At 72.4% G+C, this 26026-nt stretch carries 9 protein-coding genes; 4 read left to right on the forward strand and 5 right to left on the reverse strand.

The window, feature by feature from the left end:
• Positions 1-36 precede the first annotated feature (36 nt).
• Positions 37-13698, reverse strand: a complete 13662-nt coding sequence (locus ACIQVL_RS37490) for a hypothetical protein (protein WP_403477581.1) — start codon at positions 13696-13698, stop codon at positions 37-39.
• Between the two features lie 172 nt (positions 13699-13870).
• On the opposite strand from ACIQVL_RS37490, the gene ACIQVL_RS37495 reads away from it, so the two are divergent.
• A complete protein-coding gene (locus ACIQVL_RS37495; protein ID WP_403477582.1) occupies positions 13871-14728 on the forward strand; it encodes a hypothetical protein in 858 nt (285 codons plus the stop codon).
• Positions 14729-14774: 46 nt separating this feature from the next.
• Positions 14775-15086 carry a hypothetical protein gene (locus ACIQVL_RS37500; protein ID WP_046730425.1) on the forward strand — a complete coding sequence of 104 codons (312 nt, stop codon included), beginning with the start codon at positions 14775-14777 and terminating at the stop codon, positions 15084-15086.
• Positions 15087-15155: 69 nt separating this feature from the next.
• Here the strand turns inward: ACIQVL_RS37500 and ACIQVL_RS37505 are convergent, their stop codons facing one another.
• From ACIQVL_RS37505 to ACIQVL_RS37515, 3 genes are all read right to left on the reverse strand, one after another.
• Complete coding sequence (locus tag ACIQVL_RS37505) at positions 15156-19697, reverse strand: FtsK/SpoIIIE domain-containing protein (protein ID WP_403477583.1); 4542 nt, start codon at positions 19695-19697, stop codon at positions 15156-15158.
• 89 nt (positions 19698-19786) lie between these two features.
• The gene (locus tag ACIQVL_RS37510) at positions 19787-20965 is read right to left on the reverse strand and encodes a hypothetical protein (protein ID WP_403477584.1); all 1179 of its coding nucleotides are present in this window, start codon (positions 20963-20965) and stop codon (positions 19787-19789) included.
• Complete coding sequence (locus ACIQVL_RS37515; RefSeq protein WP_403425511.1) at positions 20962-21537, reverse strand: sigma-70 family RNA polymerase sigma factor; 576 nt, start codon at positions 21535-21537, stop codon at positions 20962-20964. The genes ACIQVL_RS37510 and ACIQVL_RS37515 overlap by 4 nt, the downstream gene beginning before the upstream one ends.
• Positions 21538-21841: 304 nt before the next feature.
• On the opposite strand from ACIQVL_RS37515, the gene ACIQVL_RS37520 reads away from it, so the two are divergent.
• On the forward strand, positions 21842-22792 hold the full coding sequence (locus ACIQVL_RS37520) for a ricin-type beta-trefoil lectin domain protein (RefSeq protein WP_403425509.1): 951 nt from the start codon (positions 21842-21844) through the stop codon (positions 22790-22792).
• A 10-nt stretch (positions 22793-22802) separates the two neighbouring features.
• Here the strand turns inward: ACIQVL_RS37520 and ACIQVL_RS37525 are convergent, their stop codons facing one another.
• Positions 22803-23465 (reverse strand): polysaccharide lyase family 7 protein, encoded by a 663-nt coding sequence (locus ACIQVL_RS37525; protein WP_403477585.1) that lies wholly within the window; start codon positions 23463-23465, stop codon positions 22803-22805.
• A 241-nt stretch (positions 23466-23706) separates the two neighbouring features.
• Here ACIQVL_RS37525 and ACIQVL_RS37530 point away from each other — a divergent pair, with 241 nt between their 5' ends.
• Positions 23707-26016 (forward strand): glycosyl hydrolase family 95 catalytic domain-containing protein, encoded by a 2310-nt coding sequence (locus ACIQVL_RS37530; protein WP_403477636.1) that lies wholly within the window; start codon positions 23707-23709, stop codon positions 26014-26016.
• Positions 26017-26026: the final 10 nt, after the last annotated feature.

A 26026-nucleotide genomic window follows, 5' to 3' on the forward strand; every position in this document is an offset into this window, starting at 1 on the left:
TGTGTTCCTCAGTCCTCGGTGCGCGCCGCTGCCCGGTCACGGTGCCTGGTAGTACGTCGGGTTGATGCTCGCACGATACGTACTGGTCAGGTACAGCGACTGGATCGTCTTCTCGAAGATCTTGAAGGGTAGCTGGATCCAGAAGTCGGCGAAGCCCTGGCGGTGGAATAGCCGGCCGCCCGCGCTCATCACGAACACGTTCTTGACCAGGCCGGTGGTGGCGGCCGTGGTGACCGAGGCGGCGGCGTTGATCCCGCCCTCCCAGACCGCGTCCCCGCCGTGCAGCTTCACGGTCTGCCCGTCGGCGTTGGTCACGCCCCACACGGCCGCGTTCATGCTGCCGTTGACCCAGCCGGACAGCGCACTGCTCAGGACACCGAACGAGAAGTCGTACATGCCGCCCCGCCAGCGGGTCGGCGTCTCGTTGCCCGCCCACTCGTTGACCCACGTCTTGTCGTGGTTGAGCGGACGGCGGGTCCACGGCTTGCCGCCGTCGATGTTGGCGATGCCCGTCTTGAACTGGCCGAGCTTCTCGAACCCGAGAGCCCGGTTCTCGTGCACCGCCGTGCTCAGACCGGTCTTGATGCTCGCGCCGACCGCCGCGTTGGCGAACGACTTCAGCGCGTCCTTGCCGGTGAACGGCTTGTTCTGGACGGCGGCGACGATCCCGTTGACGGCGAGGTTCGCACCGAACTCCAGGATGAACTCCTGACCGAACTCCAGCGCCGCCTTCTTGGCCACGGTCTGCCAGTACGGCTCGTAACGCGCTTCGCGCAGCGCCGCGTTGCCGTCCGGCACGACTGTGCCGGACCACGGCATGCGCTGGGCCTCACGGGTGGTGCGGCCCCAGCCGCGGATCTCGGTGAGCGCGCCGCGGAAGTCGTACTCGTTGCCGACCAGCCGCCACGTGTTGAACGTGTCCCGCTCGAACACCAGGCCGCTGTCGGTGCGCTGACCGATCAGCTCGCCGTTCCTGCTGTAGCGGTTCCACTGGCCGCGCCAGGCGTCCGTCTCCAGGAACCCGCCGCCGTCGGCCTTGCGCTCCCGCACCACACTGCCGTGGTCGAACTCCTTCCAGACCGAGCCGGCCGGGGTGTTCTGCGTGACGGTCGTGCTGTACGCCCGTACCCGCAGCGGTCCGCCGTTGTGCAGCGGGGTCTCGCGCAGCACGGTCGGCGCGGCCTGGCCTGGCACGCGCAGTTCGTCACGGAAGTGGCGGGCGCCGTCCGTCCACCGGTCCTGCCAGGCACGGCCGTCCCACCAGCGGCGGACCTGCTCGCCGTTGCCCACGGCGACGGGCGTGCCGTTGCGCTCGTGGGCACTGACGCGCCAGTCGCCCTGGTTGTCCCGCCAGGCGTCGACGTACCGGCCGGAGTCCAGCATCCGGCGCTCGCGGACCAGGTTCCCGTTGCCGTCGTAGTCCCGGTAGGAGTCGTCCCAGGGCAGCCGCGAGTCGTTCGAGCCACGGAAGAACTCCCGTCGGCCGCTGCCGAGTTCGGCACCCTGCGCATCCAGCTCACGCCAGGTCCAACGGCCCGAGTCGGCCCGGCCGGAGCCCTCGACCACCCGTCCGGCGGCGCCGTCCGGGTTGGCGTGGCTCTGCCCGACCAGGTTGCCGTGCGGGTCCCGGTCAACCCAGGTGCGGTCACCCGTGAACTCCCGCACGACCCCGTGCGGACGGCCCTCGCGGGCGGTCCGGGTGACACCGCCGGCGTCCTGGTACACGTCCTGCCAGAGCCTGCCCTCCGGGTCGTTCGCGAGCGGTTGCCGGTACCCCCTGAGATCGCCTGCCTGCCAGGGGTGGTCGGCCGCGTCGGCCGGCGGGTGGCCGGGGCGCGCCGCGTGGTCGCCGACCTTCAGGGACGTGCCGTCGTGCAGCTTGCCGCTGAACCGCGCGAACGTGCCGTCGGCCGCCAGGTCCAGAGCGCTGCCGTCCATCCCGACGTACCGCACCCCGGAGGTGGTGGCGCCGTCGCCCGCCTCCTTCGTCCAGGTGAACAGCTGGTAGGTGTCGTCGCCCCGGACATGCGCGTACGGCGGCCGGGTGTGCTCGGCGCCGGCCAGCCAGCGGGTGCGGATCAGAGTGGGCGGGCGCTGCTCGCGCCAGCGGTCGGTGGTCAGGAAGCCGTCGCCGAAGGCCTCGTGCTTGCCGACCTCCTTGCCGTGCGGGGAGTGCCGCTCCCAGGTGGTCCGGAGGGAGCCGTCGGCCGGGTTCACGGCGTGTTCCTGGTACTGGCCGGCCCGCTCGGGCCACTCGGCCATGCCCCACTGCTGCTGGGCGATCCGGCCGTCCCCGGTGCGGTCGGTCCAGCCGCTGCCGACGCGCTCCCGGGTCCGGGGGCCCGAGGCGATCACCTTGCCGTCGCCGTCGTAACGGTGCCAGGTCCAGGCCCCGTTGCCGTCGTCGACGCCCAGGGTGTGGCCGGTCCGGCCGTTGAACTTCTGCAGCCCGTCGCGGTACTCGCGGACCGTGCGGCCCCAGCCGTCGGTGTCGCGCCAGCCGGTGCCCGCCGTGTCGTAGTGCCGGCCGCCCGTGCCGACCGGAGTGCCGCTGTCGTCCCAGCGCACCCAGTGGGTACGGGGGTTGGTGCGGGCGAAGTCGATCGTGTCGGTCCGCCGGAAGGAGTCGACCACGCCTGCGGAGGCACCGGGCAGCACCCGGCGCTCGAAGACCGGAACCTGCTTCTTGGTCGAGCTGAGCAGCTTGATGTGGCCGCCCGCCGCGCCGGACAGGTCGGCGGTGCCGTGCTGGAAGGACCCGGCCGCCACCGGCGCACCGGACCTGGTGGTCCGCTCCCAGGTGCCCGTGGCGTGGTCGACGACGTACCGGTACTGCGTCCGCCGCCCGTTGTCCAGCACGTTGAAGCCCTGCCGGGCCACGCTGCCGTCGGCGGCCAGGTGCACGAACTCGCCGTGCCGCGGGCTGGTCCGGTCGTCGAACACGATCCGCGTGGTGCCGTCGGGCCGCCGGACGGCGTCCCAGTGCGCGAGCCTGTCGCCCGCCGCGTTCTCCAGCCAGGCGCCTGGGTGCTCCGCGGTCGGCGGGTCGACGACGAGGTGGCGTCCGCCGTGTCCCACGGGCAGCGGGGTACCGGTGGCCGTGACGGCGCCCTGGTGGTCGTAGCGGGTGAACGTCCCGTCGGCCAGGGTGGTCCGGTGACCGCCGCCGGGCAGCGGGACCGTCTCCTGGATGAACCGTCCGGTGTTCTGGTCGAAGATCTGGTTACCGCCGCCGGGGCGGGCGATCTCGATGCGGCCGGCCGGGTCGAGGGTGACCGCCCGCGCCGGGTCCGGCGCGAAGGTGTCGTCCAGCCAGTGCGGAGCCCTTCCGAGCGGCCGGTCGAGATGCCCGGCCGGTACGCCGTCCCGTCCGGTCAGCCGCAGCCCGTCGCCCGCGAGGTCGCCGTTGGGCGCGAAGGTGTGGTGACCGGTGTCGTGGACGGCGCGGAAACCGCCGTTGCCCGGGAGCGCGGTGACGGTGTCGGGAAGCCGGGTGCCGTCGGCGTCGGTGAGACGGAGGCCGCCGGCGCCGTCGGGCTCGGCGAACCGGGCGCCGCGTGGCCCGCCGGCCGGGTCGGCCAGCGCGGTCGAGGTGCTCACCGGGCGGCCCTGGGTGTCGTACAGCACGGACTCGCCGGTGACGTCGTCGATCGTGCGCGGCCGGTTGCCGCCGACCGCGACGACCCGCTCGGGCAGTGGCTGCCCCGCTGCGTCGGTGAGACGGTGACCGCCCGTGCCGTCCGGTACGACGATCCGGCCGCCGCGCGCGTTCGCCGCCGGGTCGAACAGCGCGAGGCCGGTGTCCCGGTAGCCGCCGTCGGCCGTGAACCTGCTGGTCGCACCGCTCGTCTCGTCGGTCACCCGGAAGCCGGAGCCGTCGGGCAGTGCGGTGACCGTCTGGGGCTGCCGGGCACCGGACGCGTCGGTCAGGGTGAAGCGGCCCGTGCCGTCGTCGGCCAGGAACCGCTCCCCGCGCGTGCCCCGCGGGTCGGTCAGCGCGACACCGGTCTCCTGGAGGCGGCCCTGGCCGTCGTGGCGTACGGACACCCCGGTCGTGTCGTCGGTGACCCTGACGCCGTTCCCGTCACCCAGGTCCTGCACCCGCAGGTCCAGACGGTCGCCCGCGAGATCGGTGACATGGACGCCGCCGCCGTCGGTGACCCGTACCCGGTCGGTCGCGGTGGGGACGCCGTCCCGGCCGGTGAGCTGGACGCCCTCGTCGAGATGGAGGCCCCGGGCGTCCACGCGCCGGGTGAGGCCGGTGTCGAGACGGGTGATCCGGGTGGCGTCGCCGGGCAGCGGGAACGCGGTCAAACGGTCCGCTCCGGGGCCGTTCACGGTCAGGGTCCCGCGCGTACCGTGGCCGTTGATGTCCGTGTGCAGGCGCAGCCCGGTCGGCCGGCCGTCCGCCCCGTGCAGCGACAGCTCGTAGCCGGTCCGGTCGCCGTTCGCGGTGTAGGTCTCGACGGTGTCCGACTGCGTGTTCCGGACGTCGAAACCGCCGCCCTGCCGGGCGACGACCGTGTACGCCGGGTCCGGGTGCAACTGCTGGTCGACCATCCGCAGCGTCACCGCGTTGTCCTGGCCCACGCTCCGCTCGATGGTCAGGCCGTTCGGCCCGCTCACGCCCGAGTTGTTCAGAGCGATGTGGTCGACCGCGGGCGGGGCGGTGTCGGGCAGCGTGTCGTGCTTGCCCGCGCCGAGCGTTGCGCCCCGGCGGGTGGCGTCCGTCTCGATCTCGCGGATCCGGGCCTCGATCTCGGTCGGACGGACACCGAGGTCCTCGAGATTCGTGTAGGCGGTGCGGAACCGCTCCTGAGCGGAGACCAGCTCGTGGTTGAGCTGGACGCCGTACTCGCTGACGCCCCGTGAGGTGCCGGCTCCGCCCGGCGCGGCGCGCAGGTCCTCGACCCGGTTCAGTTCGACCCGGGCGGACGACAGCTCGACCCAGGCCTCACGGAACGGCCGGCCGTCACCGCCCAGCAGTTCGTCGAACCGCGCCGAATCCTCCGCCCACGGCGTCTCCCCGGGCTGCCGGGCCGGTGCGGTGAGGGTGGTGTCACCGGTGTTCCGGAGCGGCGGGGTGCCGTCCAGCAGGCTCAGGGCGTCGTTCTGCCGCTGGGCCTGCGCGGACCGGTCCATGCCGTCGAGCATCGTCTGGAGCCTGGTCTGTGTGTGCGGGGTCGTGCCACCGGTGGCGAGCGCGGTACGGATGCGACCGGCCAAGCCGTCCCCGTCGCCGCCGAGCCGCCGGAAGTCGTCGAGCAGCCGGTAGGCGTGCGCCTCGGCCCGCACCTGGCTCAGCAGCTGTTCCACTCCGGCCCGGCGGACCGAGACCGGGCGGTCCCGCAGGAAGCGCTGGGCGGCTTCGGCCAGGTTGTCCAGGGCCTCGGCCCGTCCTGCCAACTGGTCGGCGGGGACGCGGTGGAAGGCGTCCAGAGCACGGTCGACGTACCGGATCTGCGAGCGGGCGCGGATGCCGTTCTCCCGGTACGTGCTACGGCGGAAGGCGGCCCGGTCGAGGAGGTCGGGCGCCGCCGGGTGAGCGGTGGCGGGCGCCGGTGTCGCGGTGGTGTCGCCGGTCCGCCGGGGCGGCCTCAGCATGTCGTCGAGGACGGAGTCACCGAGCCGGGTGCCGTCCCTCGGGGGCACGGGGGCGAAGTCGCCCGCGTCGCCGTGGTGGGGCGCGGCCGGGTGGACGTCGTCGAGATGCGCTGCCAGCGCATTGGGTTCGGTGGGGTGGGGTGTGCGCGTCTCGGTGTCGGCGAGGTGCGGTGTGGTCGTGTCGGCGTCGAGCGGGTGCGGCTGGAAGGTCTCCGTCTCGGTCTCGGCGGGACGGTGCGCCGGGGTCGTGTCGGCAAGGTGCGGCGGCGCGGGCTCCACGTCGAGAGGGTGCGTGGCGACGTCGTGGTTCGTGGTGTGCGAGACGGTGGTGTCGCCCTCATTGATCAGCGGCGGGGCCGTCTCGGAGTCGAGGTGGTGCGGGGCCGGAGACTGGGTGCCGGTGTCGCGCGGTGCCGGGGACTTGGTGTCGAGGTCGCGCGGTGCCGGGGACACGGTGTCCGTGTCGGAGTGGTGCGGCGCCGGCGACTGGGAGCCGGTGTCGTGCGGTGCCGGGGACTTGGTGTCGAGGTCGTGAGGTGCCGGGGACACGGTGTCCGTGTCGGAGTGGTGCGGCGCCGGCGAGCCGGTGCCGAGGTCGTGCGGCGCCGGAGCGGCGGTGTCCAGGCTGTGGGGCGGGAGGCCGTCGCCGGTGAGCGCGGGGGCCTTGGTGTCGGGGCTCGACCGGGTGTGGGGGAGCTGGGGTTCGGAGTGGGACGGGGCCGTGTGGAGGTCGGTCGCACCGGACACCGACGGTGCCGCCGCCTTGGAGTCGGAGCCCGGCGGCAGGAACAGCCGGCGGCCCTCCTCCGTGAAGCGGAGGCCCGCGGCGTCACCCTCGACCAGTCCCGCCTTGGACAGATGCCTGTACGCCTTGTCGAAGTTCGTCCTGCCCAGGTCGACGGCCGCCGTGGTCTGCGCGCCGACCCTGGAGTCCGGCAGGGACCGGAAGCCGTCCGAATTGCCCAGCGCCCGGATCATCTTCTTCATGTGGTCGGTGATGCCCGCTACGCCCTTGAGCGCGTCCTCGGCCGCCTGCGGAAGTTCGCGGAGGTCGGGGCCGTTCGCCACGGCGGTCGACGAGGAGGCCCCGGCGCCCTGGTTCTTGCCCGGCCTGGGCTGCGCCTTGGCGCCCTCGGGCCTGTTCTGCGGCTTCAGCGCGTCGAGGCGGGTGTTGATGTCCTTGAGGAGCTGCTCGCGCTGGTCGAGCAGGGTCTTCGCCATGTCCTTGCGTTCGCCGACGGCGGCCCCGTGGAACTCCCGGGTCAGCTTGACCGACTGCTCGGCGTGCGGCTGCGCCTTGTTCAGGTTGTAGCGCAGCGCCTTGTTGTTCCCGCTCTTGACGGCGTTGTCCGCCTGCCGCACCTTGTCCGACGCCTCGTCGAAGGCCTTGCCTGCGGCCCGTGCGGCCGGGTCGACCGTGCCGTCGGCGAGATAGCGTCCGTCGCCGTCCGCGTCATGGACATCAAGCGGCGACGGCCATTCGCTGGTGACACGGCTCCCGCGCGGGTTGATGGGCAGCCCCGAGCCGAACTTCGCCTCGGGTCGGTACAGCTTGGAGATCACCGAGCCCAGCTCCTCCGGGTGGGCGGTGTCGGCGAGCAGCCTGAAGACGTCGTCCTTGAAGGCACCCCCGATGAAGTGGACCTCGCGCACCACCGACAGGGCGAGCGCCTCCCGCACGTGCTCGCCGTGGAAGACCTCCTGCTCGAAGGAGACCTGCCGAGGCGGGTGGTCGGGGTACTCGTACGTCCAGCGGCCCCGCTTGCCCACCTCGTCGAAGCCCTGGTCGTACTTCGCGCTGCGGACGACGTCGTCGCCGAACTTCAGCTGGTTCATCGTGTCCCGGTCCAGCGGGTGCAGCTGGTCGTGGAGCGAGACCCAGCCGCCCTTCTCCTCCAGGACCTTGGCGTCGAAGACGAGCGTGGTCGGCCCGTACCGGGTCGCCATCGGCTTGTCGCCGACCTCCATGCGGAAGAACACGAAGTCGTCGTTGCCCAGGTTGGAGATGTTCTTCGCCGAACTCTTGCCGGACGCGAGGAACCTGACACCCCGGCGGGCCAGGTCGCCCTGGGAGGACATCACACCGCTGTTCGCGATGGCGTGGTAGGCGGGAGTGGCGTGCTTGATCCGGTACGGCAGGTCCTGAAGCCTGTCCCGCAGCTCCTGGAACTTCAGACGGTCCGCCTCCGGCATCTCCTTCAGCAGCCTGTCCACGTCGGTGCGCAGGTCCGCGATGTTCCGCTCGGACAGCGTGCGCACGAAATCGTGCTGCTGGGACCTGGACAGCTTGTCGAAGCCGTCGAAGTCGTCGAACACCCGCCGCCACTGGTCCTCGGTCCCGGGCAGTACGGCCTTCCACTGCTCCCCGGTGTGCACCTCGCCGAACGCCTGGTTCTCGCGATAGCGCCGCAGGAGGTCCGGCAGGCCGCGCTGGATCCGTTCCACGGAGGCGTCGGTGCCGAGGAAGCCCTTGAGTACGAGGTTGTCGCCCGGCTTCGCCGCCTTGACGGCGTCGTCGACCAGCTCGGAGAGATGGTGGGCCACGGCGGCGACGGGCGTGTGCTGGTTGCGCAGGGTGTACGTGCCCCCGAAGCGGGCGGCGTCCGTGACATGGCCCTGGAGGGCCGCGTCCAGGTCCTTGGCGGCCTGTTCCAGGCCCTCGGCGAGGCCCTTCAGCTCGCTGTGGGGAGCCGTGCCCGCCCGCACCAGGGACTCGAGTTCGTTGGCGAGCCGCCGGACGGTGACCGACTGCGACTCGATCTCCTCGCCGGTGCGGATGAACTGGTCCGCGCGGACGGGGCCGTCGCCCGCGCCGCGGGAGCCGGCGTCCAGATCCCGTGCGTGGTTCTGCAGCTTCCGGGCCCGGTCGATGTCGCCTGCGCCCGCGAACTGGTCGACGAGCTGGTTCAGTTCACGCTGCGAGAGCACGCGGTTGTCGAGTTCGTGCTGGAGTGCCTCGTCGAGTTCGCGGGTGATGCCCTGGAACTTCGTGTCCGCCTCGGTCACGTTCGCCCGGGCTTCCGCGATCTTGTCGGTGTCCTTGCCGGCCTGCGTCTGCTTGATCTCCGCCTGCTGCAGGTCCTGATGCGCCTTGGTCTGGTCGGCGAGGATGTCGTTCAGCCGCCTGGGCGGCGTCACGGAGGCCGCGGCGCTCTCGCCGTGGGCGGCGGGGACGGCGGCCGCGGGCGGGGGAAGCGCGTCGTTCGCCGTGGTGACCGTGCCGCCGAGCAGCCGGGGCCGTTCCTTCAGACTGAGCTGACGCAGCGCGTTGAGATCGGCTTCCATCCGTACCGGGTCGATGCCGAGTTCGGTCAGACGGTGGTGCGTGGCGTCGTACCGCTGCTGGGCGATGTCGACGTTCTCGCGGGCGCGGATCTCGTCGGGCGTGGGGCCGCGGGAGCTGCCCGCGTGCCCGTTGTGCGGCACCAGATCCTCGGCCCGGCCCAGGTCGTACCGTGCCTGGACGTGGTTCCGCCAGGCCTCGCGGCGGGCCCAGCGCGACGGGTCGTCCACGTGGCCGAAGAGCGCGTCGACGCGTTCGCCGTCCCGGAACCATGCCTGCTCGATCTCGGCAGGGGTGAGCCGGGGCCCGCGCCCGGGCAGCTCCTGGCCGCCGGGGTGCGAGGTGTCCGGGCGTGCCGTCGGCGTCGTGTCGGGCATGCCCCGGGACGGGCTCGGGACGGGTGTCTCCGTGTGTGCCGCGGTGGGGTGGGCCGGGCTCGGCAGCTCCTTGCCCCAGGACGTCGGCGTCGGCAGGGAGCTGAGCAGTTCGTTGTTGTGCAGGACGTGTCCGCGCAGGTCGGCGGCGAGGTCGTTGAAGCCGGTGCCGCTCCACTCCCTGGTGAAGGTGCGGTCGCCGCCGGTGATCGTGACGGAGACCGCGTTGTCGTCCACCTTATGGGTGACGGTGATGGTCATCTCGTCCGCGTAGCCGGGCCGGCCGACGGTGAACGTCCGCACGTCGGGGCCGTCGCCGCCCTCCCGTACGACCGCGTCGCCGAGCCCCTCCCAGCGGCGTACCGCGTCCTGCCCGAAGGCGCGGCCGAAGTCCTCGAACGCCTCGCCCGAGGGCAGCCCGGACCACTTCTCGTTGATGAGCTTGTCGAGCTGACCGTCCGGGATCTGCTCGGCGCGGATCGGGATGACGGTGATGCCGTCCTCGACCCGGGCCGGTCCGGTGCGTTCGAGCCGGGTCGGCGAGAGGGTGATCTCCCACTGGTCCTGGTTGAGCGCCAGGGCGTCGTCGGCGGCCTTCCCGTATCCCGGCGGGTACGCCATGGCGAGCTTGCCGTGGTCGGCGGGGACGTCGATCTCGAAGACGACGCGGTTGCTGTTGACGCCGTTCTTCGCCCACTCCGCCTGGAAGGCGCGGTTGTTGGAGGTCGAGGCGGGCAGCCGCTCCACGAACACGTCGGCCTGGGCGGCCCGCGGGTCCATGGAGACGCCCCGCCACACCGTCATGCGCTGGTTGGGACCCTCGAACATCAGGTCGTCGGCGACCTTGTTGAACTGCTTGACCTTGCCGACCAGGCCCGGATTGGCCTCCAGAGCGCTGGGGTTGACGAAGCCGCCGTACCCCTTCTTCGAGGTGTAGGCGCCGCCGATGACGCCCTGCATGAAGAGCTTGGTGTCGTTGTCGGCGGCGGCCTTGCCCATGTGGCCGCGGGCCGCGTGGGCGGCGGCGTCCCAGCTGTCCGCGGCCGGACCGGTGAACTCCGCCGGGCGCGGGGGCAGGGCGACGTCCGGGCCGGCCGAGCGCAGCAGGTCGCCGGTGGACCGGCTGTAGACGTGGCTGCCGGAGGCGGAGGCGACGACGATCTCGTCCTCGCCGCCCAGCTTCGCCGGCCAGGTACCGGCGCCGTCCTTCACGGAGTCCACGGACTTGCCCGCGACCTTGACGCTCACCCCGCTGAAGGGTCCGTCGCCGAACCGCACGGTCTCCTCGGCGAGGCGGATCCCGCCCAGCCGCTTGAACGTCCAGCTGTGCACCACGGTGCCGCCGACGGCGTCCAGCTGCCGTACGACGAAGCCCGTGCCCTGCTTCTCCACGGTGTACAGGCCCGACCCGACCGCGCCGCCGTGGAGTTCGGGCGTGCCGTTGCGCGGCGCCTTGACCGCCAGCTGGTGGTCGCCGGGCACCCGGACGACGTTGGGGTCCTTCAGGAGCTCGTCGAAGCCGTCGGAGTGGGCGGCGGCCGGCGCGGCGTCGAAGGCGTCGCCACCGTGACCGGCGGAGCCTGACGGCATGTCGATCCTGAAGCCCTGCTTCTCGACCGTGTCCACGAAGTCGATGGTCGCCCCGCTCAGGTAAGGGGCGCTCATCCTGTCGACGACGACCTTGACCCCGTCGAAGTCGTTCCCGGCATGGCCGAGGGCGGACTCGTCGACCTGCAGCTTGTACTTGTCGGCCGAGGACGAGGCGGAGGCCGTGGCCGAGGTTCCGGCGCCCTGCTCCGGCAGGTGCTCCGGGGTGTGCCCGGACGTGCCGGTGGCCGAGCCGGCCAGGCCCTTGTCGGTGTCGGTGTGGGCGGGGGTGCCGGCGAAGGCGGGGCTGTCGGTGGTGCGGGCGCTGCGGCCGGTGTCGACGAGGTCGAGGGCCGAGCGGCTGTGGTCGCCGCCCGGGCCGGGGTGTCCGGAGCCGCCGACGGGCGCGGGAGCCGGCTCGTGGGGGCCGGTGTTGACGGTGAGCCGGTCGGAGGTGACGGGGTTCGCCGGGCTCGTCGTCGGACGGTCCGGGGAGACCGGGGTGATCGTGAGCCGGTCCGGCGTCCCGGGCGCCGGGGACGGCGAGCCGTGCGGGAGCCGCTCCGCCGGGGTGCCGGGGCGCGGGGACCCCGGCTGGTGGACGAGTTCGTCGAGGTGGAGGCGGGTCTGGTTGGCGTGGAGGGCGCTGGTGGTGCGGTCGGCGAGGGCGTCGCCGGTGCCGGGCGACACCGGGGAGTGCGGGGTGTTGTGACGGGTGCCGGCGAGCAGGTCGAAGGCCGAGACCCCGGTGTCGACATGGCCCGGCCCGCCGTGCCCGAGGCCGGTCGGGGAGGGGTGGGCGACGGTCGTGGGCCCGGTGAGCAGGCTGTGCGGCGCCGTCACGTCGTGCGGGGCGCCGGGCGCCGGGGCCGAGTCGAGCGCGGTGTGGGCGATGTTCGTGCCCGGGGTGCCGGTCAGCGCGGTGTGGGCGGCGCCGATGCCGGGAGTGCCGGGTGCGTGGACCGCGCCCACGCCCGGGGTGCCGGTGAACGCGGAGTGCAGGGTGCCCGCCGTCGGGTTGGCGGTCGACAGGTCGCCGAGCGTGGCCGCGACCGGCGGCGGCGCGGAGTGGGTGCCGGTGAGGACGGTGCTGCCCGGCACGTGGGTGGCGTTGTGCGCGCCGCCCGGCAGCAGCACGTCCGCGTGGGAGGTGAGGTTCCCCGGCGCCGGGGGCAGCCCGGTGAGCGTGGTGTGGGCGCCCCCGGAGACCGCGGTGACCGGCGTGTTGGTGATGCCGTGGGTGGCGCCCGGGACACCGGCCGAGGCGGGCACGTGCAGGCCGGACGCGGTGGTGACGGTCGGCGTGGCGCCGGCGCTCACCCCGAGTTCCGAATGCCCGCCCAGCGCCCCGAAGTTCTCCACGCGCACGTTGCCCAGCTGTACGTGCGGCATGTCGACGAGCGCGTCCACCGTGCGCGCCGCGTGGACGCCGAAGTTGCCGCGGTGGGCGATCGCGCCGACGTCACCGAGGTTCAGGGACGGCGGCCGCAGCGTCGAGGTGACGTCCAGGTGCGTGCTCGGGATGTTGAGGTCGAGGTTGCGGATGCTGCTCTGCCCCGAACCCGCCCCGAACCGCACCTCGTTCAGCTGGATGCGGGGCATGTCGACCAGGGCGTCGACGGTGCGCGGGTCGACCGGGACCGAGCTGATCGTACGGCCGATGCCGCTGGTGATCGGGGCGCCGAAGACGTGCTGGCCGAGCACACCGCGGTCGAAGAGGCTGATCCGCAGGGCGCGCGCGAAGCCGTACTCGCCGATCTCCGCCGCGTCCACCGGCAGGAAGATCCGCAGCCACTTGGTGCCGCCGAACTCCTGGCCCACCCACTCCTTGGTGGTCTGCCAGCCCCGGGAGAGCGTCTCGGGCAGCCCGCGCACGAACCCGGGGATCGCCTTGAAGCCCTGTACGACCGTCAGGCTGAGGGAGTTGACGCCGTGGCTGATGATGTTGGGCAGGTTGTGGATGCCGTCCAGCACCCACAGGCCGCCCTTGTAGACCCAGGTGCTGCCGAGCCGCACCAGGTCCTTGAGGCCGAGCAGCAGGGTGGTGGGGCGGAAGCCGTTGGTGAACAGGTTGCGCAGCGCCTGGAAGGTGCCACGAGCGATGTTGGCGAAGCCCTTCGCGAAGGCCGTCGTACCGACGCTCTTGATGATCTGAAAGATCGGCAGCGCCTTGGTGGTGGGCGCCAGGATGCCCAGTCCGGCGAGGAAGAGGTCGAGGAAGCTCGCGTTGCCGTTGGCGAAGTCGACGATCGTCTTGATGAAGAGGGTCAGGTTGACGCCGAGGGCGAGCAGCGCGATCGGGCCGCCGAAGATCAGGGCCGGAATGATCAGGATGATCGCCAGCCACTGGAACGCCTCCCAGAAGATCTGGCACTCCGAGATCGGCAGCTGGATGTTGGAGACACCCGAGATGCTGCCCGCCGCGGCGGAGGCACCCTCGCCGTGCTCGGTGCCGGCCTGCCGGGCCGTGGAGGCGTAGGTCTCCCGGTCCGGGTCGTCCTCGGAAAGACCGCGGCCCGAGTTGAGCGCGCCGTCGGCACGGGACTGGAGGTCGACCAGCTTGTCCGCCCAGGTGGTCAGCGCGGTCGCCGCACTCTCGAAGGACTGCGCCACGTCCTCGATGTGCCCGCGCAGCCGGTCGTTGACCTTGCCGCGCAGGGCGTCGGCGGCCTCGCCGACGAAGACACTGTCACCGGCGGTGTTCATCACCGCGTCGATCGCCGTGCTGATGCGGCGCGCCTCGGAACCCAGGTGGTTCAGCTCGGTGGACAGCGTCCGGATCTGGTCGGGCTCGCCCGGCGTGGGGTCGCTGTCCAGCCCGATCGCGTTCCAGTCGGTCGGGCGTGGCATACGGGTTCCTCCCGGAAGCATGCGGGGCTCGGGGCGGTCACTCCCCAACTGACCACGCCACAGCGGCCGCTGCGGTTCACGTGATCTGGGTTACAGCCGCCGTTCCGGGTGAACCGGCGGGACGTGTGCGGCGTGGTCCAACTGACCGGAGTCACGACTGGGAGGCCCACGCATGGCCGATGGCCTGAAAATCGAATACAACGTGCTCAACGACGCCAAACGGGACCTGGAGAACCTGGCCGGCGACATCGGTCCGCTCCTCGACAACAGCACGTTCTCCCGGCTGGGCCAGACGGACTACGACGGATACACCTCCAGCGAGGCCCTGACGGTCCTCGGCGACCAGACCCTGGCCGACGCGCTCTCGGGCTTCTACTCCAACGCGAGCAGCACCATGTCCCACGCGGACAAGGGCCTCAAGGAGCTGGCGGGCGCCTTCGGTTCGGTGGGCGAGGCGTTCCTGTCGTTCGACTCCGAACTCGCCCAGGGCATGGGCATCACGGGCAGCAACCTGGGCCTGCAGAACTACTTCCGGGACAAGGACCTGTGGGACTACAAGCAGTCCCACCTCGATCAGTGCGTGCCGGGACCGGACGGCAAGATGCCGGACTTCTGCTCCGCCACCGACCCCGGGGCCCCGCCGCTGGACCAGACGATCACCACCGACCGCGGCAGCGTCCACACGCACCTCACGCTCGACGACCAGCGCCACGTGATCAAGGAGGAGTCCACCGTCACCTACGACGGCAAGACGTACACCTCGGTCACCAACTACTCCAGCGACGGCAACCACTACACCACGGACACCTCGTACCCGGACGGCAGCACCGTCCACTCGGAGACCAACCTCAACTCCGACGGCAGCGGCACGATGGTGACCACCGGCAGTGACGGCGACACCACCCAGTACACCCGCGGCCCCAAGGACGCCAACGGCAACCAGCCGGACTGGCAGCAGGTGGGCGGCAACACCGATGACGACGACGGCGGCGGGAACGACGACTACAACTCCACGCCCGCCGCCTGGTGACCACCCCACAACCGCATCGCGACCGACAGGAACGGACAGGAACCCCATGGCCAGCTACAACGGCATCAACCTCGACTACCACAAGATCGAGGAGGTCGTGAGCCTGCTGCACGACGCCCACGAGAACCTGCTGCCGGTGCTCAGCAACCTGCGCAACCGGGTCAACACCCTCGTCGACGACGGCATGGTCTTCCAGCAGTCCAGCGAGGTCATCCGCACGACCTACAACAACTTCGACACCAGCCTGCTGGCCGCCGTGAAGGGCATCAACGACTTCTCCGAGATGTTCAACGGCATCAAGGAGAACGCGATCCAGTTCGACCAGGGCATCAGCAGCAGCCTGCAGAACAACTCGTAGTACCCGTACGCGAGAAGGGGCCTTCCCGGGAAGTCCGGGAAGGCCCCTTGTCGTGCCGTGGGGCGGGGGTCAGGCCCGCAGCGGGGTGAGCGGCACCTGGAGGGCGAGCAGGGCGCCGCTCGGGCCGGCCGTCCACGCCCGGCCCGGGTGCGTCGTCGCCCGGACCACGCTCGGCATCAGCCGTACGCCGACCAGGTCGCCCTCGGTGAGGTTCTTCGGCGCGAGCAGCAGACCGCGCCGAGCCCGGCGGGCCGCGAGCGTCCAGCCGCTCATCCCGCTCTGGAACCCCTCCGCCGAAGCCGCGTAGACCAGCCCCAGACCCCGGTCGCGGCCCGAGACGGCGATCTCCTTGAGGAGCTTGTCCGCCGCCGAGCCGGTGAGCAGGTCGGCGTCGTCGATCACCACCACCTTCGGCCCCGGCAGCGCGTCGAGCGCCGCCTGCACGGTGTCCGCCGACGGGTCGTTCTCGGTGAGCACGGTCGCCGTGGCGTGCCGCTCCAGGACGCGCAGCGGCGACTCGCGCGGCGTGAGGACGACCAGCGAGGTACCGCCGGCCAGCAGGGACACCGCGACCGAGGCGAGGGTGTTGCTGCGCCCTGACCCGGCCGGGCCGAACACACCGAACGCCGAGGCGGAACCCGCCAGGTCCGTGCCGACCGGGCCGCCCTCGTCGCCGCCGACGCCGAGCAGACCCCACATCGGCCGCCGGTCGGTCTGCGCGACCTTCTCGTAGGCCTCGGCGAACTCCACGGAGCGCGGCAGCACCGCGACCTGGAACGGCCGCCGGGCGTCCGGCACCTTCGCGTCCCGCTTGCGGGCGGCCTCGCCGATCGCGCGCAGCGCCTCGGCCTGCTCGGTGCCGCCGCCGGCCGTCAGCTGCGCCACCTGGGTCTCGGTGCCGCTGAGGACGTGCCAGCCCCGGCCCGGCGGGATGTCGGCCGGGATCTTGTTCGGCATCATGCCGACCGCCTGGTAGTCGCTGCGGTCACCCTGCCGCAGCAGCAGCTTGTGATCGTTGTGCGCGGCCATCCGCCCGCCCAGCAGGGAGCGTTCGGAGGTCGCGACGACATGGATGCCGGCGGCGGCACCCTCGCGGATGAGCCGGGTGACCTCCTGCACCAGCTGGCCGTGGTCGTGCTCGTCGAGGATGACCGAGAGCGAGTCCCAGCCGTCGATGAACAGCATGATGTGCGCGGGCCGCTCGGCCTTCGGCAGCAGCTTGCGCAGCTCGGCGATGCCGGTCGCACTGTGCGTCTGCGCCAGGTCCTGCCGCTCGGTCAGTTCCCGGTTCAGGCGGTGCAGCATCCGGCCCAGCCGCTCCAGGTCGTGCCGGGAGACCACGCCACCGCAGTGCGGCAGCGCACCGAGCGCGGTGAGTCCGCCGCCGCCCGCGTCGATGCCGTAGATGTGCACGTCGGCGGTGCTCGCCGCGCGGGCCGCCGACCCGGCGATGGTCCGCAGCACCTGGGTACGGCCCGAGCGCGGGGCCCCGATCACGTACAGGTGCCCGAAGGTGGCCAGGTCGGCCACGGCGACCCGGCGCTGCTGGAGCTGCGGCACGTCCTCCAGGGCGTACGGGATCACCAGCCGGCCCTCGCGGGTGGCGCCGAGCTCGTCGAGGTCCTCCAGGGTCAGCTCGCGCTGGAGCGGGGGCAGCCAGGGGCTGGGCTGCGGGGTGAAGTCGTCCAGCAGGTCGGCCGCGGTGCGGATCTCCTCGACGAGCGCCTGGAGGTCGGTCGGGGCCGGGCCCTGCGCGGACGTGGTGGTCACCGTCCGCGTCTCGGCGGGCAGTTCGGCGGGGCGGCCGAGCGCGTCCCAGCCCACGTCCACCGCGCGCACCGGCTTGCGCGGACCCGCCTCCGGCTCGGCCGCGGCGGCCGGGGTCTCCCGGGGCCGTTCCGCGCCCACCCACGCGGTCTGGAACGGGTCCGCTTGCTTCGGCCCGCGCCGGACCAGGGCCCGCCCGGGGGTTCCGGAGGAGATGTCGACGGCGTCCTTGACGTCGATGATGTCCTGGCTCTCGGTCATGTCGGTGACGCGCAGCGCGATCCGCAGGTTGGTGTTGGCGCGGATGTCACCGGTGACCACACCGGCCGGGCGCTGGGTGGCCAGGATCAGGTGGATGCCGAGCGAACGTCCGCGCTGCGCGATGCTGATCAACCCGGGCACGAAGTCCGGGACTTCACGCACCAGGGTGGCGAACTCGTCGATCACCAGCAGCAGCCGGGGCAGCGGGGCCAGCGACGGATCGGCGGCCCGCTTCGCCCGGTACTCCGGGTGGTCCTTGGCGTCGGCCGCGGCCAGCACCTGCTCACGGCGGCGCAGTTCGGCGCCGAGCGACTCCAGGGCCCGCTCCACGAGGTGGGCGTCGAGGTCGGTGACCATGCCGAGGGTGTGCGGCAGGCCGGCGCACTCCTTGAACGCGCTGCCGCCCTTGTAGTCGACCAGCACGAAGGTGAGTTCGTCGGGCCGGTTGGCGGCGGCCAGCGAGGCCACGAACGTCTGCAGCAGCTCCGACTTGCCGGAACCCGTCGTACCGGCGACCAGGCCGTGCGGTCCCTCCTGCACCAGGTCGAGGGAGAGCGGACCGTCGAAGCCGGTGCCGATGAGGAAGGACGTGGAGGCGGGGTCGGCCTGCCAGCGGTCCAGCAGGGCCTGCGCGTTGGGCGGCTCCTGGTCGAGAAGGTCCAGGAGCCGCACCCGCTGCGGCAGTCCGGCGTCGTGCTCGGGGCTGACGTCCCGGATCGGGGCCAGCGCGCGGGCCAGCTGCTCGCACCACTCGGGGGAGACCCGGTCGGCGCGCACCGCCGGCAGGTCGGGCGCGCCGGGCCGCCGTACGGTCAGCCGACCGTCGGCGGCCAGCACGACACCCGTGCTCTCCTCGGGCAGCAACCGCTCCTGCTCGTCCAGGCAGACGCTGAAGATCCGCACCCGCGGCCCTTCCTTCAGCACCTGCACCATGCCGGGCACGTCCCGCAACCGCCGCGCCCCGTCCGCGATCACCAGCACGTCGGGGTCGGTGAAGACCACGTCACGCTCGTTGCCGGCCTGCCGGCGGCGCGACTGCACCTGGGAGACCAGTTCGCTGATCCGGGCGGCGGTGGACTCCGGGTCGTTGCCGATCAGGACCACGGGACCGCCGGCCGTGCCGGGCCGCAGATGCGGCAGCCAGCGCGTCCACGCCCAGTCCGCGACCCGGTCCGGCTCGGTCAGGACGACGATCCTCAGGTCGCGCGGGCTGTGCAGCACACCGGCCTGCGCGACCAGCCAGCGGGCCAGCGGCTGCACCTCGGCGGCCGGGCCCGCGACGCCCACCACGCCGTGCGCGGTGATGTCGACGCCGATCGGCGTGTCGGGGATGTTCCAGCGGATCGAGCGGTGGTTCTCGTCCCGCGCCGGATCCTCCAGCTCCCGCACCGACGGCTGGTCCACCGTGCCCAGGCGCAGCACCAGATGGTCCGGGTCGCGGCGCCGCCGCTCCCAGAGCCGGCCGCCGGGACCGGTCGCGATCAGGGCCACCGACGCCGGGTCCGGGCCGGTCTTGTCCCGCACCCGCCGCTCGCCCACCACCGCGTCCCGGACCTGCTCCTCCAGGACGTCACGGCGCCGTTCGTAGGCCGCCTCCGACTCCAGGAACTGCTTGCGGGCCGCACGCCGGCCGGTCGCCCAGTTCGACAGCATCATCATCGGGCTGAGGAACAGGAACACCAGGAAGTAGTACGACTTGAAGATGCTGACCATGAACAGGCCGAGGACGATCGGGGAGATCATCATCACGGTCGGGAACGGCCGCTTCTGCGGCGGCGACGGCGGCTGCGGCAGCCGGACCCGCTCGGCGTCCAGGTGCGGGGCGATCCGCGGCGGCCGGTTGTAGTCCACGCCGTAGCCGTCGGCGGACGGCGTGACGGCGGCGTCCGCCTCCACCGGCCCGGTCATCCGCAGGAGCACCGGCCCCACCGTCAGGTCCTCACCGGCCGGCCACGGCACCGGGCCGGGTCCCGCCGGGCGTTCGCGGGGCGGCTGCGGGCGGGGGCGGCGCAGCTGGGTGATGGCGTCGTCGGGCGGCGGCGAGGCGAGCCGGGCCCGCACGGCGGCCTCGGGGTCGCTGTCGATGCGCTGCCAGACCGCGGTGCCGTCCGCGCCGACGGTCACCCACAGCCCGTGCTCCGGCACGCCGTCGGCCGCGTCCAGCCGCAGCGCGCACAGCGGGTCGGTGCCGATCTCGTGGCTGCCGGGGCCGAGCCGCCAGGTGCGCCCGGCGCCCGGCCCGGAGACGAGGTGCACCTCGGCGAGCACCCCGTCCAGGTCGGCTTCGTCCTCGACCCGGACCAGGTCTGCCGGGCGGGCCGGGCCGCCGAGCCCGACAAGACCGCCGTCCCGGATCCCGCTGCCGGACACCGGCGTGCCGGGATCGAGCCGGTGGCCACCGGCGTAGAGGTTCCGGGCCCGCGGCGCACCGGCCGCCGCCCAGTCGGCACCGCCGGTCGCGGCGGCCTCGTCCTGGGTCAGGGCGGCGGCGAGATCGCCGACGGTCGCGTTCGAGGGCAGCCGGACCTGGTGGTCGCGGCGCTGTCCGTCCGTGGCGTCCACGGTGGTGATGGTGAGGTTCACGGCTCCCAGCCGGGCATTCGTTCGTACGGGAAGGGGACGGGTACGGCGGTCGAGGGACACGACCGCCGACGGGTACGGCGGTTACGGCGTCACGGCGCCTGCGGTGAGGTCGCGGAGACCCCGGCCGCCTCGGAGGTGCTCGGTTCCGCGAAGTCGTCGTCGCTGTCGGGGGCCGCGGCCCGAGCGGGCACCGGCACGGCGGCCGACTCGGGCGCAGGGGCCGGCCGGGTGGCGGAGACCCCGGTCGGCCCGGCGACGGGGGCCGCGCCGGCGTCGAGGTCCGGCTCGTCCGGCAGCAGGTCGGGGTCAGCCGCGGACACGGCGTCCGCCGGACTCACGGCTTCGTCGTGCGGGAGTTCCGGGCACGGCGGCAGCGTGGCCAGCGTCCGGGCCACGGCCCGCGACAGCGGCAGCACGTCGACCCGGGCCGCGGCGGGCGCGCCGTGCACCGTGAGCACCGCGTCCGGGGCGATCTCCAGCAGCCGGGTCCGGCCCCTGGCCACGCCCAGGCTCAGCAGCCGGACACCGGACGGCAGCGGGCGTTCCAAGGGGTCGGCGCAGACCGTGACCTCGATGCCGGGCTGCCCGACGGCCGCCGCGGCCGGCATCCCCGGGTGCCGCGGGTGCACTCCGGCAGCGATGGCGACCCGGCCCTCCGGCAGCCGGGCGTCCAGCTGCGCGGCCAGTGCCTGGAGCACGGCGCGGGCCGAACGGGCGGCGCGCGCGGGGCCGTACACGGACAGCGCGGGCGGACCGGAACGCACGTCGAGCAGCACGGCATGACCCATGTCGTGCCCCACGCACACCAGCAGCGGCACGGCGGACTCCACGCCGTCGTCCGTCAGGTCGGCACGGTCGATCCACCACAGCCTCGGGTCGCTCTCGTCCGCCGCCCAGGGCTCCGGCGGCTCGCGCAGCGCGTCGCCGTCTGCCGCGACCAGCACGGCCATCCACTCCGGTCCCGCCAGCACGCCGTAGGGCCGGACCCCGGGCCGGACGGCCGCGGCCAGCGCCGTGGCCCGCTCGGCGTCGGCCCAGACGGCCGGGTCGCGCAGCAGCCGCACCAGCAGGCGCAGACCCCGCCGGTAACGCAGCTCCGTGCGGACCGGACCGGTGAACGCCTTCACGGTCAGGCGGATCTCACGGCCGAGCCGGCGCCACAGGGCCTTCCAGCCGCCGCCGCGCCGGACCAGCCAGTGCGTGACGGCGAGGACCAGCACCAGGACGCCGACGAGGCCGAGCAGGGTGGTGATGGTGTCGGAGGTCATGAGGTCGTCTCTCCCCGGAGATGCTCGGTCCCGGCCGGGCGGCAGCCGTGTGAGTCGAGGGTGGCGCGCAGCGCGCGGATGCCGTGATGGGTGCGGGACTTGACCGTGCCCGGGGGCAGCCCGAGCTGGCGGGCCACGTCGGCACCGGGCTGGCCCAGCAGATGGACGCGGGCGACGGCCTCCCGGTGCGCGGGAGCGAGGGTGCGCAGGGCGGAGACCAGCACCCGCCGGTCACCGACCCGTTCGGCGTGGTCGGGCACGGGCGCGGGGGCGGCACCGCCGAAGTCCGCCGCAGTGATCCCCACCGGGATGCTCCGGTCCCGGCGCCGGCCGTCGACCACGAGGTTGCGGGCCACCCGGAACAGCCACATCCGGATGGGCCGGTCCCGCCAGTCCAGCCGGCCGGCCGACTGCCAGGCCCGCAACAGGGTCTCCTGGACGACGTCCTCCGCGCCGTGGGGATCGCGCCCCATCATGCCGGTCACGAAGCGGCGCAGGCTGTCGCGCTCCGCGAGAAGGAGGCCGAGCGTCCGGTCCGCGCCGTCGGCGCGGTCATGGTCGATGAGGCTCACGGCCTCCGCCTTCCGGTGTCGGTGCTGCTGTTGTGCCGTTCTGCTGTCTTGCCGTGTTGCTCTGTGTCACTGTGAATCGTGTCAGGCACGAACGCTAGCGCGAATAACGCCAGTTCCCGAAGCCGCGCCCGCCCCGGACTTCAACAGATCTGTCACAGGCAACTCCGCATAGGTGGACGGAAGGTGACGTTCGGCGGGATCTTCGTGGGCGGGCGGGCGGATCGGTGCCGTGCCTTGGTTACTGTTCCTGTGCCCCAGGTGTTCCGGGCGTTCCGAGACCTTCACGAGACCTTCAGGAGACGACGTGCCGCCCCTTCGCAAACCCCGGCCCTCGGCGGAACGGCCCGGCACCCCGGCGGGACGTTTCAGCGACACCTTCGCGCGCCGTCCCGCCATGCCCCGCCGTGGGCTGGTGCCGGGGGCGCGGGTGTGGGCGACCGTCGGCGCGGCGGCCGGACTCACCGTCGTCGTCGCCCTTGCCGTACCGCTGCTGAGCCGGGTGGACCTCTTTCCCGACCCGGACACCACACCGGCCGCCGTGGTGGCGGCCGGGGAACCGACGACGCTGTCCAGCACCACCGAATCCGCGTCCTCGTCGCCGTCCTCGTCCCCGACGCCGTCGCACACCGCCTCCCACAAGCCAGGGAAGACCACCTCCGGCGGTTCCGGGTCGGCCGGCGGCACGGGCACCGGTTCGACCGGGCAGCAGTCGGGAGGCGGCTCCGTCGGCTCCGGTTCGAACTCGAACTCGGACACGAACTCCGGCTCCACGTCCTCCGGTTCGAAGTCGGGCGGCTCCAAGTCCTCCTCGTCGGGCACGTCCTCGTCCGGCGGAACCTCGTCGGGAAGCAGCGGTACGAAGACACCCACCGTCCCCGGTGTGAAGCTCGTCGGCACCGGATCCGGCCGGTGCATCGACGTCACCGGCGCGGGCGGGGACGGCACCCGGCTGGAGATCCTGGACTGCTCGGGCGCCGCCAAGCAGAAGTGGGTCTTCCAGTCGGACGGCTCCATCCGCTCGCTCGGCCTGTGCATGGACCTGGCCTGGGGCGACACCGCCAACGGCACCGCGATCCAGGTCGCCAAGTGCAGCGGCAACCGCGCCCAGCTGTTCTACCTCAGCGCGCAGGGCGACCTGGTCAGCGCCCTGGCCGACAAGTGCGTCGACGTCACCGACAACGGCACGGCCAACGGCACCAAGCTCCAGCTGTGGACCTGCTCGGGCACGCCCAACCAGAAGTGGCACAAGAGCTGACCTCGGCCGGTCATCTGGTCCAGTAGCGGAGGTTGCGGAAACGGGCCTCCGCCCGGCCGGAACCGTGGTTGTAGACGCCGTTCTTGAAGTAGCGGGTGGCCGGGCCCCGGTCGTCGACGGTCAGGGCGAGGGAGTCGTCCAGGTAGACCTTGACGGTCCCGGTCCCGGTGCTCGCCTGATGGGCGACCTTGACGTTGAACCAGGTGTCGTACGCGTCCGTCCTGAGCACCGTGCCGTCGTAGCGCCGCACGGTGCCGCCGCCGGTGTCGTAGACGTCGAGCATGATGTCCGTGGCCGGGGTGCCCGAGGGACGGACGCTCCGCAGGATCTGCACGAAGGTCGCGCCGTCGGTGCCGGACGGCAGGTAGACGTCGGCGTCCCACATGTGGTCGCCCGTGCCGTAGTCGACCTTCCAGCGCATCTCCGTGCGCGGGTCGGTGTCGCTGCCCTCCTCGAACGGCTCGTCGGTGGCGTACACCCACATCCGCTCGATGCCACCGCTGGAGCTGTGCCGGTCGCTCAGATCGAGGTTCCAGGGCTTCTGCCAGCTGTAGGTGAACGACGTCTGCGTCCACCCGTCGGTCGGGGCGGCGGCCGTGGCGGCCACGGCATCGGTCAGGGGCAGGGCGACCAGGGCTCCGGTGCCGGCCCGTAAGAAGGATCTCCGGTTCATCGACTGTCCTTTCCTGCGGAGGGGTCGGGAGAGATTGACGCGACCGCAGGCAACTCCAATACATCGGAGGAGTCAAGGACTTGGGTCAGGGTTATTGATGTGAACGCTCAGCTCAAGCCTGCTTGATGACCCAAGTCGGCGTGATCTTAGCCATGTTGAAGTTGTTGACAGGTGCAAGCCGGGTCCCTAGGTTCCCGATACACCCGATGTATCGATGATCCGTCAGGTCTGGAGGACGATGATGACCTCGCACCCGGAGCAACGTCGGCCGGTACCCCGCAGGGCCGTGCTCGGCACCGCCCTCGGCGGGGCGGCGGCCGTGACCCTGCCCGGAACCGCCCACGCGGCGTCGACGGAACCGGCCGCCCAGGGAGCCCGGCACCCCTGGAAACTCCGCAACACCATGACCACCGACGGCGCGTGGGACCGATTCCTGCGCGGCCAGGACCTGCTGTGGACCAGGCTGCCGACCCTCTGGTACGAGGGGCCGTTCCTCGGTGACGGGCTGCTCGGCAGCATGATCTACCAGGAGCCGGGCGCCAACCGGATCCGCCTCACCGTGCAGCACGGCCGGGTCCAGGACCACCGCCCGGAGTTCGGCAGCGGCTGGGGCACCGCCCGGCTGCCGGTCGGACACCTCACCCTCGAACCGGCCGGCACCATCACGGCCGTCGACTGGCGCCTGAGCCTGTGGAACGCCGAACTCACCGGCACCGTCACCACCACCGCCGGCACCCTCACCCTGGCCGCCCTCATCCACGACGAGGTCCTCGCCGTCCGCGCCACGGCCACCGGCGGCGAGCGCGTCACCTGGACCTTCCACCCCGAGGAGGCCATCAGCCCCCGCAAGATCCAGGAGGCACCGCCCGCCGGGTACACCGCCAACCCGCCCTGGACCACCCGGACCGCGGCCGACGGCACCGAGCAGGTCCTCCAACCTCTCACCGGCGGCGGCCAGACGGCCACCTCCTACCGCCGTACCGGCGACGAACTGCTGCTGAGCGTCGGGCACAGCTTCCCCTCCGACAGCGCCGCCGAGGCGGACTCCCGGCGGCACCTGCGGAGTGCTATGTCATACAGCACACTCCGACGACGCCACACCCGCTGGTGGCACGCCTTCTACCGGAAGAGCTTCGTCTCGTTCCCCGACCAGCGCCTCCAGAGCTTCCACTGGATCCAGCTCTACAAGGTCGCCTCCGCCAGCCGCGCCGACGGCCCGGTCATGGCCACCTCCGGGCCCTGGCTGGAACCCACCCCCTGGCCCGCCGTCTGGTGGAACCTCAACGTCCAGTTGGAGTACTGGCTGATCCACGCCTTCAACCACCCGGAACTGGACTCCCTCGCCACCACTCTGCGCCAGAGCCAGGAACAGCTCACCGCCAACGTGCCCGCCGCCTACCGCCCGGACAGCTCCGGCATCGGCCGCAGTTCCGACATGTTCGCCACCCGGGAGATGGGGCAACCGGGAACCGGCGCCGAGACCGGCGACCTCACCTGGGCGCTGCACAACGTCTGGCTGTCGTACCGCCACTCCATGGACAAGTCCCTCCTGCGCGACACGATCTACCCGCTGCTGCGCCGCACGATCAACTACTACTGGCACTTCCTCACCCCGGGCAGCGACGGCAGGCTGCACCTGCCCAGCACGCTCTCGCCCGAGTACCCGGTCGTCCCGCCGCAGGACACCAACTACGACCTCGCCCTGATCCGCTGGGGCTGCCAGACCCTCCTCGACTCCGCCGAACTGCTCGGCGTCGACGACGAGTTGAAGCCCCGCTGGCAGGAGATACTGGCCCGCCTCACCCCGTACCCGGTCGACGCCAACGGCTTCATGATCGGCGCCGACACCCCGTACGACCAGTCCCACCGCCACTACTCGCACCTGCTGATGGTGTACCCGCTGTACCTCGTCAACTGGGACCAGCCGGAGAACCGCGACCTGATCACCAAGTCCGTCGTGCGGTGGCACGCGCTGACCGGCGCCCACCGCGGCTACAGCTACACCGGCGCCGCCTCGATGTACGCCATGACCGGCGACGGCGACACCGCCATCGGCTACCTGCGGAAGTTCTTCGACCCCACGACCCGCTACCCCTGCCGGGCCAACACCCACTACACCGAGGCCGGTCCGGTCATCGAGACCCCGCTGTCCGCCTCGCAGTCCCTGCACGACATGTTCTGCCAGAGCTGGGGCGGGATCATCCGCGTCTTCCCGGCCGTCCCGACCGCCTGGGCCGACCTCACCCTGCACGACTTCCGCACCCAGGGCGCCTTCCTGGTCAGCGCGGTACGGAAGGCCGGCAGCACCCGCTTCATCCGGATCCGCAGCCTGGCCGGCGAGCCGCTCAGGCTCCGGCACGGCCTGACCGGCCGGCTCACCGTCCTGCTCGACGACGGCACCCCCGCCCGCACCCACGACCTCGGCGACGGGACCCTCGCCATCGACCTCCCCCGCGGCCGCGAGGTCCTCGTGTACTCCGGCTCCCGCCCAGACCTCGTCATCGCCCCCGTCGCCGTCAGTGAACCGGGCGCGGCGTGGGGACTGCCGTAACCACCGACCG

The sequence above is a fragment of the Streptomyces sp. NPDC090499 genome, from assembly GCF_044769305.1.
In the GTDB taxonomy this organism is placed as follows: Bacteria; Actinomycetota; Actinomycetes; order Streptomycetales; family Streptomycetaceae; genus Streptomyces.